The organism is Secundilactobacillus silagincola (assembly GCF_002583405.1).
Lineage (GTDB): Bacteria > Bacillota > Bacilli > Lactobacillales > Lactobacillaceae > Secundilactobacillus > Secundilactobacillus silagincola.
The window spans coordinates 274382-288973 of record NZ_BCMJ01000001.1 but is presented as its reverse complement, the minus strand read 5'-3'; the positions used below and the strand labels follow the sequence as shown (position 1 = coordinate 288973).

The window sequence follows — 14592 nt, the reverse complement described above, 5'->3', positions numbered from 1 at the left end:
AATTGTTTAGAAAATTTACCGCTCTTTTTATATCATATAATGAATAATTATTAAAATATTGGATAATAATTATTTTTGTAGTACAATACTAACTAATTTTTATAAGGAGGATGATAAAGTGCAAGTTGAAGATTTTGAAAGAATGTATGCGGAAATAACTCAGTCAGAAAAACATTCCCATCTGATGTTGATGAGTGCAATAACTGGGACCGGTAAAAGCTACGCAGTAAAGAGGTTTTTATGTCAGCAAGCCAATAAAGAACCTAGTTTTCGAGCATTTTTTGTGACTGATCAAAAAAAGAACCTACCAACATCAGCAGGTTTTCGGAAAATTTGGCAACAGTACAATCCGAGGAAGGACTTTTACAAGCATGTTGGTTTCATTCGGTCGTTACCAGATACAGTTCAGATGATCTTAGATGAACAAAAGCAGAGAAGAATACCGTCTGATCTAGTAAGTAAGACACTTCAAGAAAGGTTAACAAATTTGGCGTTTAAGCAGATGGTTTATCAACAAACGGTTAAATATACGCCAAATAATAAAGCCGCTTGGACTGACCTGGCCAAGGCTGAGTACCAAGTTAGACAGACATTAAAAGAGTCGCTTTGTAAACTAGCGGGACTAGAGAAACTGGCAAGTGAAGATGTACCGGTAGCTATTCAACAATACGTGGCAAAGATTAATAGTCCTGCCTGTGAATGGATTAACCGCATTTATCCGACGATTGATATTGAAAAACGTCAAATTTTGATTATGACCACGGACAAATTCATCAGGAGCTATACATCATTTTTTAAACAGAATGGTACTCTCTTTCAATATTCTCGAGTCTTAAAAGAGTCGCTGGTAGTTTTGGATGAATTTGATAGCACGAAAAAACAATTATGGAATAAAGGTTTAGAAGATACACTTAATTTGAAAGTAGACTTATTAAGTTTATTTAGAGCTATCCATCAAGCTTTAGATTGGGAAAGTAAGCAAATACCTGTTGCGTTACAAGAAATTTTAGAAAAACAAACTAGAATTAAAAAACTGCTGAAAACTGCTGATAAATATGATCAGAATTATAAATTATCATATTTGTACAAAACAAAAGAGATTCAACAAAACGATAACTATTTAATTCATTTACCAGAATATAGGGATATCAGTGCTACAGGGAACTGGTACGTTCATTTAAACCAGCAAACTAACAGTGTGGAATTAGATCATCATGAAGCTGGAAAATCGATTGGGGATAAATTCGATTTTACTGAAATGCTGGATAACGTTGGTCGATTTATTCGAGAATTTGCACACCAAATGCTTTTCTGTGGAGAGGCTTATGCCCAAAAAAGGAATCTAAATGTTTCGGCCAGTCAGAATCGTATTTCGACAAGGGAAGCCTGTTATACAGTTTATGATGCGTTAGGTTTTAGCCGAAATCAAATTGAAATTTTACTGGGGCTGGATTCAGGATTGTTAGGGTCAAAATCGCCGTCTACCGTAAAATTTAAAGGACGGAAATATCATTTTCAAAAATCAGGTCTGAGTTTATATGAGTTTGTAAATGCTGAACGTCATGATTTGAGAACAGATATTAACGCAGCTTTCTTTTCGGTGACACCTGAACGATATTTACTAAATGTGATCAGCAAGGCTAATGTTTTAGGATTATCTGCTACAGCAAAGATACCAACAGTTTTAGATAACTATGACCTCACTTATTTACGTCAAGAATTAGGTGATCATTATTTGGATGGAAACAAACAAATTACTGCTAAAACAAAGGCAGAATTTGACTTGGCTAAACGTTATCACAAAGCAGGAATTCAAGTTGATGCTGATTGTGCAAGTGTGCAAAAGACCATAGTTAAAGTGATGGCAGAACATGATATAACCTTGTCTCCTACTGATTATCAAAAGGTGAGTGAGATGGATAGTCGGTTAGATCAGCAGTTGAATAACATTGAGGATTCATCAAAAAATTATTGCCGAGAACGATATATTGGCTTGTTCGACAGCTTTATTGATTTCTTATCAGATGAAACGGTGACGTCTTATCTGGGATTGCAGTCCAAATTGCCAAGTAAAGACGACAAACTGTCAGCACCTTTAATTGAAGAAGTGTTTGAAGGATTAGCACCCATACTCTCTGATAATGAGGATAATCTCCCCCAATTAAGAGTTATTTCTACTTTGAATAGTAATGGGGACGGTCCATCGATAACACAACAGATTCATGATGCGTTACGCTTGCCATCAGATGAAACAACAAGGATTTATCTACTGAGTGCGTACCAAACTCTCGGGGTAGGCCAAAACTTACAACATACTTTAAGCGAGTTTGAGAAGAGCCATGTTAGAAGCATTGCAGGTAAAAATTCACAAGGTGACCAACGATCTTTACAGGCGGATTTGGCCGGTATGTATTTAGGGGATATCACGCATATTCTGACTAACCTAAAAGATAGTAATCTAGATGAAGATTTGGTGCGGTATGTAACTGAGCTGGAATACCTAGAAGATGCTGAGGAGCTCCCCCAAAATGAGGTGCAAGCAAAAATAGCAGCAGTAGTACATGGTGTTAAAGGTCGAATTCGGCCCAAAACTGTTCCCAGTGAAATTGCAAGTATTGCACGAACGGTTATTCAAGCGTTAGGCAGAATGAACCGGACTTTTAATAAAAATAAGCGCATCAAAATTCTAGTGTTTAATAGAGTGCTAGATAAATTAAGTGAAGTGAGATTGCCTCAGATGGAACTGAGTCCTGAGATGCAGGCGGTGTTGTCAATCGGGCAAGTTCCAGCAGAACCAGACGCCTCAACAGAAGAAATAGCAAAGAGAAAGGCAACAAAAATGACATTTCGTGATCTGGAAAGATTACTTACGGGCGGCCTCAATACAAGTAGAAAACGTGCAAATGAATATCAAAATGCACGTCAATATCTGTTAAAGTATCCAACAATCAATACGAAAAAGTTAAAGCAGCTACAGTCCCAGCAACTAAGCTGTCTGCAATACTTACCAAATAAAGAATTAGCGACACAATATCAAGCGCTTCAAGAAAGCCAATCAGAGTTTAGTTTTGAAAATAATTATCTTGATGGTCCTAGTATAACGGTATCCCCAAAAGATGCCGGTTTACCTAGTATGTGTCTGTATCAAGGATTGGAAGCTTACTTAAAAAAGCTGGGATATGCGACCGAATGGCAGCCTAATGAGTGGATCTTGAACCCAGTGCAGTTTAATAATTTGTATCGAGGGTTATTAGGTGAAGTTAGTGGGCAATTTATCGTTGAGGATATTTGGTCCGTTAAACTGCAACCGTTTCAAGAGTTACGGCATAATGAATTATTTGACTTTAAATTAGCGCAACACGTTGCCATCGATTTTAAAAATTGGCGAGGACCACACCAACAATCGATTGAACAGGAACGCCAGCATGTGTATCACAAACTTGCTCAATTAGACGCTGACAGTGATCAGCCATGGCGGGTGGCGATTATTAATATTGTTTCTTCAGATGAAGTAGTCCCAAAGTTGACGGCAGATAAACGGATTTTGGAGATCCCTGCTTTAATCAATGAAGCTGGCGAGGTTGTTTTAACGGATGATAATAAAAGAGATATTGGGGTGTTTTTCCATGGAGAATGAGTCACAGACAGTTTTGGCTAACGTCATCAAATATCGACTAAATAAAGTAGCATTAGACCAGGACTTCAAATTATTAATAGTTAAATTGGATAACAAAATGAGATTGAGAAAATTTCAAAGTCTATTGAGATCTTGTTCAGCTCAAGCGGTAACTGGCTATCAGCTTAAATACCTCGTATTGCTGAATAAAGGAATTGATTGGCCTGTGTTAGAGGGTATGGCAGTTAAGCAAATTCGTTTTAGTACTATCAGTGAAAACAGCGTGTACCCAAATCAGATACTACAGTTACTTTTAAATCAGCAAACTTTAGATGCGGGTAAAGTGCCAAAGGAAAGTTACACAAATGGGTTATACGTTTCTCGTAAAGAAATGGCACATACTTTACGAGATGGACGCGAGCAACGAATAGCGCTTAATATTACAGCTAATTGGGAAAAGGATTTGGAAATGAAGGCCGTGACTTTTACCGAAAAGTTAAATCCACAGGCCAGTGATGAACTTTATTACTGGAATCAGACATTTAATCGGATGGAACGTAGTCAAATCGGTAGCACACAAAAGTTGTATAAGAAGGAAAATATCTATAATGAAAAGAACAACATTAAGTTTGTTTCATTTGAAGAACTGTCAAAATTCGAAGAGAGCAAGGTAGGCATCGTACAAGAAATTAAATCATCCATTAACAAAAATATGGCTCCCTATTTGATTGCAGAAATGAATTTTCGTAAATTTCCGTTGGTTAAATATGACAAACCGAAATTGCCTAAAAAAGAAGATATCTGGCAACTGTTGAAGGGACAAACAATCAATATTTATTTTGATTCAAGTGAACCAACGACTCGTGCGCTGGCTAATGAAATCGTTAATGCACTCAAACACAGTGCCATTTTGAAAATACTGCAGATTGAGGTTACTTTAAGTCAAGCGGCAAAACCAGGATTGAATGTTCAGGTTGTACGAGATGCCAGAAATAATGATGAGGTTAAAGAAGCGTATGAGATTGGCACTCAAGAGCAGATTATCCAACACATTACAGTCGAAAACTTTGGACAGATGAATTCTAAAAATCAGACTTTTAAGTGGCATCGTACAGGAATTTCGGACATTGCAAGCGATAATAAGATGATTAAGTTAATTCAGGAACTAATTGTTAAACAGGATATTGTAAATGGGCATATGCGACCAGTGACAAATCGGCTTATTCAACTTATGGGGAAGTATCAGTTTTACAAAGTTGATTGGCTGGATAAACGCCAAACCCAGGTGATGATCACTAAGTTATGGATAGAAAAAACCAACCAGCTAAGGTTTAAATCCCAAACGGTCGATATCAGTAATCTAACTGCTGATGACTAGTTTACGGAAATTGCTAAAGGTATTTTGCCGACATTACATTATAAGAAAAAGAAGTCAATTTGGGATACTGTAGAATGTGTTGTTAAATGTCAGAGCGGGTTCGTTATGATTCAGCAAACACCAAGGCAAACCATGGTCGAATTAGATAAAATTGCTAGTAAAATGGCTATAAGTAATCCAAATAAAAAAGTTCGACGTTCCACGATAATGGCGGACTTTGAAAATCTACGGAACAGTCACGAAAGCGAACCAGAATATCAAGCAGCAGTCGACCAAATTATGTCGGTGGTCGGTCAGTTAAGTATTGCACCGCGGTTAGGTCAGACTAAGAGAGTCTTGAAAGAAAATGGCGTAAACTTTAAGACCAAAATTGTGCAACGGATTAATAGCGAATTAGAGCAATATGGGCATTTTGCATTTGGTAATTCAGTTCGACATAAACAAAATGACGCCCAAGTCCTTGGACTTTATGGGATAGGTTTAGTTAATATCGATGGTGATTATCATTATTTTGTTGGTACTGATAAAGGATTAAAACCCAGTCTCATGCGTGCTTATCGCCTAAGAAGATTAATACCGATAACGGGTGATGATAGTCAGGTACCGACTTTATTTGAAGATCTATTGGCAATGATGGATGTCGAATTTGTTCGTAACGGGCAGTATACAGTGCTACCATTTCCAGTCAAGTATTTACGTGAGTATCAGGAGTATCAAAAGCGAATCGCAACAAATAGTAAGTGACAATTAATAGGCATTAAAAAGGGCCTCGAAAGTTTATTCTTTCGAAGTCCTTTTATCAATATTGACAGTAATTTAACCTTAATTATCTCCAGCTGACATCTTCCGCGCATCAATCAGATGGCTGTTCAGGAACCAGTATTGGTGCCAGTCACCGACTAAAGCAGTAAATGGAACGGGTGTCTTACCAACTGCTTCGACTTTTTCAATCAAGTAATTCCGTAAGATCCAAGGGTCGTTCAGTGAACTTTGAGTTAGCGTAAATAGGTGATCCAGCTTGGTCAAACTAATGTGCAGATCACTTGCAACCTGTTCCTTAGTGAGACCGCTGAGTTCAAAATTTTGTTGCAGTTCATTTCTGGTGTTTTTCATTTGTTGTGGATTTAATGACATGCTGTTAGATTCCTTTCGTTTTTAAAATGTTAGTTTAAGTGGAAAATTTGTTCTGCGTTACCATGAGCGAAGGCTTCCAGTTGATCAGGTGTCAAATCAGTGTGATCAAGGAATGTCCGAGCGTTTTCAGGTTGTTTGTATGGGTAGTCAATCGAATAAATCAGGTGTTCTGGCCCCATTTCAGCCAAGAGGAAGTTGAGTTGCGGTTTGCTTAAAATACCGCTTGGTGTGATGTAGACGTTGTTGCGGTAGTAATCAGAAAACGACTTCTTCAATCCGTCATAAGCGTCCAGTTCATCATCCAGCCGTTCTAGGAACATCGGCACTAACTCGCCCCAATGGCCAGAAACTAATTTCAGGTTAGGCAGTTTATCGAAGATACCTGAAGCAATCATCCGCATGACTTGAATCCCTACATCCATGTGCCAGCCATAACCAGCGGTGGAGAGGATACCCGTTACGACATCAGACCAGTTGTCACTGGCAAAGTAGTGTTGAGTTACGCTTGGATCGATGAATGACGGGTGGAAGTAAACGGGGACATCCAACTTGCTGGCCATTTCAAAGATTGGGAAGAAGAAGGAATCATCAAAGTATTTATTTTGGTAATTACCTTTGAGTAAAACACCATTCAAATGAAGTTCGTTAACAGCGCGTTTTAGTTCAGTCGCAGCTGCGGTTGGATCGCCAACGGGAAGAACGGTTAATCCAGCGAAGCGAGTGGGATTGTGGGATTGGTCTTAATCGCTCTAGCAAGTTCATCGTTAGCATCTTGGCACAGTTTAACGGCCACTTTTGGGTCAAGGTTCTGTGGGGAAGAGTTACCGTACGAAAGGATTTGCTGATCGATTTCATATTTATCCATAAAAGCGATGCGTTCTTTAGTGACATCTTGCATAATTTCGGGTGTCGGTAGCGTTGTTTGCATGTAGTGCAGCATTTCTTTGCTGACGTTAGGCATGGCAGCTTTACCGACGGCTTGATTAATTTCTTGAGTGATTTTAGCGGATTCAAAATGTTCTTCTACTGTAATAATTTTCATGTTTATAACTCCTTTGCCAAAAACAGATTTGTACTTTGACTTTACATTGAGTATTATAGAGGGCAATAAAATCGTATGAAAGGAAGATGCAAGACATATGTGGGCCTTGTGTCACATTAAATAAATGGCGAGAGCGTTTTTAACAAATCCAGTAAAAATCGATCAGCGCAAACAGCGTTCCCACGCGAAACTGTTTAATGCCATCGTGGCGAAGTATCGGGCTGGAATTCCCTTTAAGCAGATTGAAATCAAAACATTTTGTCAGGAAGCGGGCGTATCACGAGCGACCTTCTATCGGCACTATCAAAATCTGGCGGATGTGATCGTGGTTCATTTTTTAATCGTCATTGCTGATTTTGATCAGCGAATTGATGCACTACCGGAACCTAACTTTGAGAACAGCAGTCACGTTGTGGTGTCGGAAATTGAGAAGAACCTTGATTTGATTAGATTGGTTTCGTGGAGTGGTACCCGACAAGCTGTCCAATCGGTGCTAAGTGGTACAGCACAGCAAATTTTGATTCTGCGGGATTATCCGGTTGCCAGAAGGCAGTTTATCAGTGAATTTTTGGGTGGCGCACTCCTGAATTTCGCTCAAGAAGTTGCTGAGGCACCGGAACCTATGTCAGAATCAGAAGTTTTAGAGTTATACCGGTTGTTGATTCCAAGTAGTCTATCATAATAAAAAATAACGTTAGTCAGGATTGAGACCTGACTAACGTTATTTATTTGGCTTCAGTTTCACGGATTTGATTTAGTGAAGACTGTTCATCCGGAGTAATGATCCCGGCTTTGATCATGAGGCGGATCGTTTCTTTCAAGTGGTGAGTCAGGGCAGCTTGCTCGTCTGCAGAAAGCGTTTCTGTGTGAGCTTGGATGCGGTCAGCAATCAGCTGGCTGTGATTACGAATAGTTGTTTTACCCTGTTCGGTACCATAAACGTTGACGATACGCCGGTTATCTTCGTTATGTCGACGCTCAACGAGATGGCGTTTTTCCAGTGTGGCGATCAAGCGGGTAAGTTGCGCCCGAGAAATACCGGTGATATCAGCGAGTTGACTCATGCTGATACCTTGTCGTGAGTAGACATTCTTTAGCGCCATTGCTTGGAGTCGCGTTAGGCCGAACTCGTCCAATGTCCGGTTCTGGGTGATGGCCTGGGTAAGATCAGTAAATAGCTGTTCTAGTTCGAGGCCATTGTTATTATGAGCTGTCATGTCATCACTTCCTTAATAATTGAGAATTTAAAATAGTAGCTAGTAAACGATTATAAATAATTGACAACTATCAATTGTAAGTATAAAGTAGATTATTGTCAATTATCGACTACTTGGTTTTAAATGTAAAAGGTAGTCATTACTTTAGGTTAAATTTGAAAGGGACGTGGCCAATTATGAATGATTTTGAAACAATTAGTCAACTCGTTTTAAAAGAACGGATGTATCGTGGACGGCATGTTAAAGAAGCAGCCGACTGTTATTTTCCAGATGCAACTGTTACTACTAGCTGGCAAAGTGGACCAGTTTCCACTTTTTTAGGTAAGCAACCGGCTGACTTCAATAATTCATTACCCATCGTGGGTCGATTTGGTACGCCAATCGTACATCAAAATGGGAACCGTGCTTATGTTGAACTTTCATCGACTACTAATCATTGGCAGATGATCAATGATGTGGAAGCAGTCATTGAATCATATATGCGACTTATTTATCGGGTTGAACAACGAAAGAATGAATGGAAAATTGTTGATTTGACTTCAATTGACGAGGCCGATAAGATTCAGCCAGCCATTCCGGGTCAAGACCTCAAGATCGACCCAGCAGACGTTGCTAAATTACGTCGTAGCTATCGTTTCTTAGCCTATGGTCGAATCAAGGCTGGTGGTAAAATCAGCCAAGATTTACTGGGGACTGATCGTAAAGCAGATGAAGATGGTCTTTATCAAAAAGCAGAAGAATGGCTTCACGAAAAAGATTAATTGAAAAGTATCTATCACGTACAGAGACAAGGAGTAGTGCTATGGCAGAGAAAAAGACGGTGTTAACGCTGATTACTGGTGCCGACAAAGGCATTGGCTTTGCGACAGCTCAAGCACTTGGAAAAAAAGGTCAGCATATTTTAATCGGTTCCCGTAATCAAGAACGTGGTGAAAAGGCTGTTGAACAATTGAATGCAGCTGGCATCAAGGCTGATTTTATTCAGTTGGATGTCACTGATAAAGCGCAAATCACTGCTGCAGCTGATAAAATTGACGCTGACTACGGGTATCTTAATATTTTAATCAATAATGCTGGCATTGCGCTCGATCATCATCAACCCGCATCAAAGCTCAGTACCGATACGATTCGTCAGGATTTTGATGTTAATTACTTTGGCCTGATCGATGTGACACAAGCCATGATTCCACTGTTAAAAGCAGGTAAACCAGCTAAAATTATCAATGTATCCAGCAACATGGGCTCCATGGGGTTGGCTAGTGACCCTAGCTCACGGTTCTATAAAGTGAATTCACTAGGCTATCAATCATCTAAAGCATCCGTTAATTTTGCGACCATTATCTTCAGTAAAGAACTCGCTACTGATGATATTACCGTTAACTCGGTCAACCCAGGCTGGACTGCCACTGGCTTTGGCGGCCGTCCAGAGGATGCACCTGCTCCAGCAGGGATGCAAGACGTTGCTACCGGTGCAGCACAGATCATTAAAATGGCTAGTCTGCCTATGGACGATAAGACAACGGGTACCTTTACGGAAAATGATGGGACGCTGCCGTGGTAAGCACATTATAATGATTAATCGGTGATGCAAATAGAAAGGGAGTTTTCGAAATGCAAGCTGTTGTGTTAAGCGAACCAGGCAATGCCAACGTACTAAAGGTGACGGAGGTTCCTACACCCAAAGTAAAACCTGGCTGGTCTTTAGTTAAAATCAAGGGTTTTGGTATCAACCGTTCAGAGATTTTTACGCGAAATGGCTGGTCACCAACAGTCAAATTACCCCGAATTTTAGGTATTGAAGGGGTTGGTGAAATTGCTGAAACTACTGATTCTAAACGGCTACCAAAGGGTCAGAAAGTGGTCACGTTGATGCATGGCATGGGACGTCAATTCGATGGTAGTTACGCCGAATATGCGCTGATCCCCAATGACAGCATTTATCCGATAAACACAGACTTAAGCTGGGTCACGTTAGCGGCTATTCCAGAAACGTACTTTACGGCTTATGGTTCACTGTTGAATCTGAAAATTACTGGTACGGATTCACTGCTGATTCGTGGCGCTACCAGTGGCGTTGGCGTAGCAGCAGTTATCCTAGCTAAAGCAATGGCACCGGGTATCAAAGTTTATGGGACGACGCGGAACTTAGCAAAACGTGCTGAACTTGTTGCCAAGGGTTTTGATGACGTGATTGAAGATTGTGATAATGATCTGCAAACTGACCGTAAGTTTGATAAAATATTGGAATTAGTTGGTTCTTTAACCCTCAATGATTCCTTACGTTATTTACACGAAGGTAGCATTCTTTGTGAAACAGGTGAACTTGGCGGTATTTGGAGTATTAAAGACTTCAGCTTGATTGGTAACTTACCATCTGGTGCTTATCTAACTGATTTTAGTTCTGATAGTGTCACTGAGAGTCGGTTCAATGATTTGTTGGATATCATCGTTAACAATAAACTGGATGTCGCACCAGTCAAAACGTTTGATTTAGCACATACAGGTGAAGCACAGGCCTATTTAGATAGTCAAGAAAGTTTTGGTAAAGTGGTTGTTTTACCTTAAAATATAAAAGTTCCAGCTACTGATTACTTACGGTGATTTGGTGGCTGGAACTTTTTATGTTTTGCATTTTTCTCAACTAAAAATGTTTCACATGGAACATTTGTGCCCCTCTTTTTGGGTTACATTCCCTGAAAACTTCTCAGCTAGGAAATCCCTGATTTGGGATTATAATCTGGGTTAATGACAGGGAGGTGATCACGTGAACAATCTAGCCCAGTATCTGAAACGTGAAGGGGCCCATTTTTCAGCCATTGAGGAACAAGAAATCAAGAAACTGAAAACTGCGCTTAAATCGTTGTGGTTCAACATTGCAATTTACCTATTGATCACACTAATTGAATATTGGTTAGCCTCAATTGGACATTCACAGGCGTTAAAAGCGGATGCGATGAACAACCTATCTGGGGTGATTTCCACCTTATTTTTGATCGTTGGTTTGCACACAGCCACCGATTCCGATGATCACTTTCTAGTCGGCAAACGCATTCCATTGTTGAACGGCCGAAATGACGACCGGATGCAGCTGTCGCGGTTTCGAATGGCGACGATTTTCACGTTGATCACTAGTTTGATTATTATCTTTATGGCCGGACAGATCATTATTCAAAGTGTCCAGGTCGTGCTGATAGGGTCCGGAAGGCGACAACCTAATTTATTTTCAGCCCTTGGTGCTGGAATCGCGACAGTCCTGATGCTGATTGTTTGGTATTTCAACTATCATAATGGGAAACGTTTGAAAAACGCGGTACTTTCGGCTGCTGCTAAAGACAGTATGGGTGATGTGGCAACCAGCTTTGGCACTTTAGTAACGGTTTTGGCAGCTTTTTGGTTCAATATTCCGTGGCTTGATAGCACAGTAAGTATCATCATTGGGTTCTTTGTCCTTTGGTCCGGACTAGTTATTTTCCAAGAGTGTACGTTGAATTTGGCAGATTACGTCGATCCTGATTTAGAACAGCAAATCAAAGCTGCTATTATTCAATTCGACGAGGTTCACCAGATCACAGAATTTAGAAGTCGCTACAACGGTGATGTTCTGATTGTTGAAATGTTGATCATGGTTGATGCACGGATGGATGTGATGACACTTTATAACTTAACGGAGCGGATTGAAAAGAAACTGGAAGCTCAGTTTCAGATTTTTGATGTGACGACTCAAGCGGTTCCGGATCCTGAAGAGAATTTATAATTAGGTTTCATAATTAACTGCACCATAAGTTAAAAGCAGTCTCTATTCATAGAAATAGGGACTGTTTTCATTTAAATAAAGCATCACTGGCAGCAGGTAGGTTGATTATTGGTGATAACGTGGAATAATGGGAGTATTGAATAATTACGGGAGGAAACGTCATGAAGCACATCGTAACGGGAATTATTGCCCACGTGGATGCAGGGAAAACCACTTTATCTGAAGCACTGCTTTATAAAGCCGGAACGCTTTCACAGCTGGGAAGAGTTGATAATGGGGATGCGTTTCTTGACCCTGACGATCTGGAGAAAAAACGTGGCATCACGATTTTTTCTCATGAAGCGAACTTACAGTACCAGCAATTAAATTTAACCCTACTAGATACACCGGGGCATGCGGATTTCGGCGCCCAGACTGAACAGGTGCTCAGTGTGTTGGACTATGCGATTTTAGTGGTATCAGCTACTGACGGTGTTCAGGGCTACACTCGGACGCTATGGCGTTTGCTAGATCGCTATCAGATTCCTACTTTTCTCTTTGTAAATAAAATGGATGCTCCTGGGGTTAACCAAGAAGCGTTGCTGACGCAGTTACAGACGGAATTATCTGCTGGCTGTATTGCTTTTGATGGTGAAAATATTGCCGATCATTACGAAGATATTGCATTACAGGATGATGCAGTGCTGGATCGTTATATGACGTCAGAGACCCTTAGTGATGATGTGATTCGACAATTAATCAGTCAGCGAAAAGTTTTTCCCACTTATTTTGGTGCAGCGCTGAAGTTGACGGGCGTTGAAGCACTCATGTCGGGGTTGCAGCGGTGGACCATTGAAAGGCCAAAGAATCAGAGTTTTGGTGCCCGAATCTTCAAGGTATCTCACGATGAAAAGGGTGAACGCCTGACTTGGGTTCGTGTTACGGGCGGGGCACTTCACCCGCGTGATGAAGTGTTGCCAGACCAAAAAATTAATCAACTACGTCAGTACAACGGTGTGAAATACACGGTCAGTCAGGCGATTACAGCAGGAGAAGTTTGTGCAATTACTGGCCTAACTGGGACACGACCGGGGCAAGGCTTAGGTGATTTAACCAATAGTGAGGAACCAGTATTACAACCAGTTTTAACGTATAAGGTTGATCCCAAAGGCAATGACCTGCACGCTTGTTTAACGGCTTTGCAGCAACTGGAAGACGAAGACCCGCAGCTCCATGTCACCTGGTCTAATCAGTTACAGGAAATACGGGTGCAGTTGATGGGGACGATGCAGTTAGAAGTCATTCAGCAATTACTGCAGCATCAATTTCACCTAGATGTAGACTTTGACGAAGGCAGTATCCTCTACAAAGAAACCATTACTGATTCAGTGGAAGGAGTTGGCCATTTTGAACCCTTGCGGCACTACGCTGAAGTTCATTTGCTCATGGAACCCACTGAGCCTGGCAGTGGTGTTACCTTTGCCTCGGATTGCTCGCTAGAAGTCCTGGATAAAAACTGGCAGCATCAGATCATGACTAATCTAGCAGCTAAACAGCATTTGGGTGTACTGATTGGGGCACCGATTACTGATATGAAGATTACGTTGATTGGTGGCCGTGGCAGTATTGTGCATACGGTTGGCGGTGATTTTAGAGAAGCCACCTGGCGAGCTGTTCGTCAGGGCCTCATGATGACTAAACAACAAGACGAGGCGCAGTTACTGGAACCGTGGTATCAATTTCGACTGACGGTGACCCAAGATCAGGTTGGTCGGGCGATGAACGATATTCAGTTGATGAATGGACAGTTTGAAGCACCGGACAACACTGGTGGAACCGTGGTAACTTTAACCGGTAGCGCACCAGTTGCAGAGATGCAGGGGTACGCTCAAACGGTGAACGCCTATACTCATGGGCAGGGCGAGTTGGAGTGTGTGGTCGAAGGCTATCACCCGTGTCATAATGCTGATGATGTTATTGATGCAGCCGATTATGATCCGGTAGCTGACTTAGAGAACACGCCGGATTCCGTCTTCTGTGCCCATGGTGCGGGTTATCCGGTAAAATGGGATCAGTTGCCGGTAATGGCGCATTATCCGTACGCGAAAAAATAATTAAGAAAGGGCACCTTTAAGCGGAAAGCTTAGGGGTGCCTTTTGAATTATTTTAAGATATAGTTATTAGGCCTTTAAAAGATGGTATTTGCACAATTTAACGGCTGATACAGTTACATTGAAGGAATTAGTATCAAAAAAGCCAGGCGGTAAAACAAAAGATGAGTAGCAGAATAACTAAGGCTGTCCAAAGTAAGCTCTTGTGATTAGTTTTGTGGCTGAAGTATCTCAGTACTAGCATGGTGAACGTAAAGGTAAAAATATACGTTGTCATCTTGTTCCTCCTCTGTGTTGAAATTGTATCATTTCGTACTGTGATATGCAGTTCAGGGGTGAATTATTTGTGAATGATTAAGTT

Annotated in this window: 12 protein-coding genes and 1 pseudogene; 9 read left to right on the top strand and 4 right to left on the bottom strand. The window is 40.8% G+C overall.

What is annotated here, in order from left to right:
- The first annotated feature begins 118 nt into the window (after positions 1-118).
- The 3 genes from CES82_RS01210 (at position 119) to CES82_RS01200 (ending at position 5738) form a co-directional block, all read left to right on the top strand.
- A complete protein-coding gene (locus tag CES82_RS01210) occupies positions 119-3637 on the top strand; it encodes a hypothetical protein (protein ID WP_098823488.1) in 3519 nt (1172 codons plus the stop codon).
- Positions 3594-4994 carry a hypothetical protein gene (locus CES82_RS01205; RefSeq protein WP_143466277.1) on the top strand — a complete coding sequence of 467 codons (1401 nt, stop codon included), beginning with the start codon at positions 3594-3596 and terminating at the stop codon, positions 4992-4994. Before CES82_RS01210 ends, CES82_RS01205 begins: the two co-directional genes overlap by 44 nt.
- A 105-nt stretch (positions 4995-5099) precedes the next feature.
- Positions 5100-5738: a hypothetical protein gene (locus tag CES82_RS01200; protein ID WP_098823486.1), complete on the top strand. Its 639-nt coding sequence runs from the start codon at positions 5100-5102 to the stop codon at positions 5736-5738.
- Positions 5739-5816: 78 nt separating this feature from the next.
- On the opposite strand, the gene CES82_RS01195 is transcribed toward CES82_RS01200, so the two are convergent.
- The 3 genes and pseudogenes from CES82_RS01195 to CES82_RS12675 all read right to left on the bottom strand — a co-directional run bounded on the left by CES82_RS01195 (position 5817) and on the right by CES82_RS12675 (position 7170).
- Positions 5817-6128, bottom strand: a complete 312-nt coding sequence (locus CES82_RS01195) for a DUF2316 family protein (protein ID WP_098823485.1) — start codon at positions 6126-6128, stop codon at positions 5817-5819.
- A gap of 29 nt (positions 6129-6157) precedes the next feature.
- Positions 6158-6799 (bottom strand): annotated as a pseudogene (locus tag CES82_RS12680) (amidohydrolase family protein); the annotation flags it as partial.
- A 32-nt stretch (positions 6800-6831) separates the two neighbouring features.
- A complete protein-coding gene (locus CES82_RS12675; protein WP_225364806.1) occupies positions 6832-7170 on the bottom strand; it encodes a hypothetical protein in 339 nt (112 codons plus the stop codon).
- A gap of 124 nt (positions 7171-7294) precedes the next feature.
- On the opposite strand from CES82_RS12675, the gene CES82_RS01185 reads away from it, so the two are divergent.
- A complete protein-coding gene (locus tag CES82_RS01185; RefSeq protein WP_098823484.1) occupies positions 7295-7852 on the top strand; it encodes a TetR/AcrR family transcriptional regulator in 558 nt (185 codons plus the stop codon).
- Positions 7853-7895: 43 nt separating this feature from the next.
- Here CES82_RS01185 and CES82_RS01180 read toward each other — a convergent pair whose 3' ends face one another.
- Positions 7896-8387 (bottom strand): MarR family winged helix-turn-helix transcriptional regulator, encoded by a 492-nt coding sequence (locus tag CES82_RS01180; RefSeq protein ID WP_098823483.1) that lies wholly within the window; start codon positions 8385-8387, stop codon positions 7896-7898.
- 176 nt (positions 8388-8563) lie between these two features.
- On the opposite strand from CES82_RS01180, the gene CES82_RS12410 reads away from it, so the two are divergent.
- The 5 genes from CES82_RS12410 (at position 8564) to CES82_RS01155 (ending at position 14234) form a co-directional block, all read left to right on the top strand.
- Positions 8564-9148, top strand: a complete 585-nt coding sequence (locus CES82_RS12410; protein WP_180245620.1) for a hypothetical protein — start codon at positions 8564-8566, stop codon at positions 9146-9148.
- A 41-nt stretch (positions 9149-9189) separates the two neighbouring features.
- Positions 9190-9948, top strand: coding sequence for an SDR family oxidoreductase (locus CES82_RS01170; RefSeq protein WP_098823482.1), 759 nt, complete (start codon positions 9190-9192; stop codon positions 9946-9948).
- A 50-nt stretch (positions 9949-9998) separates the two neighbouring features.
- Positions 9999-10952, top strand: coding sequence for an alcohol dehydrogenase catalytic domain-containing protein (locus tag CES82_RS01165; RefSeq protein WP_098823481.1), 954 nt, complete (start codon positions 9999-10001; stop codon positions 10950-10952).
- A 199-nt stretch (positions 10953-11151) separates the two neighbouring features.
- Entirely contained in the window at positions 11152-12141 is a 990-nt protein-coding gene (locus CES82_RS01160; protein ID WP_225364805.1) for a cation diffusion facilitator family transporter, read from the top strand.
- 161 nt (positions 12142-12302) lie between these two features.
- Positions 12303-14234: an elongation factor G gene (locus tag CES82_RS01155; RefSeq protein WP_098823480.1), complete on the top strand. Its 1932-nt coding sequence runs from the start codon at positions 12303-12305 to the stop codon at positions 14232-14234.
- Positions 14235-14592 lie beyond the last annotated feature (358 nt).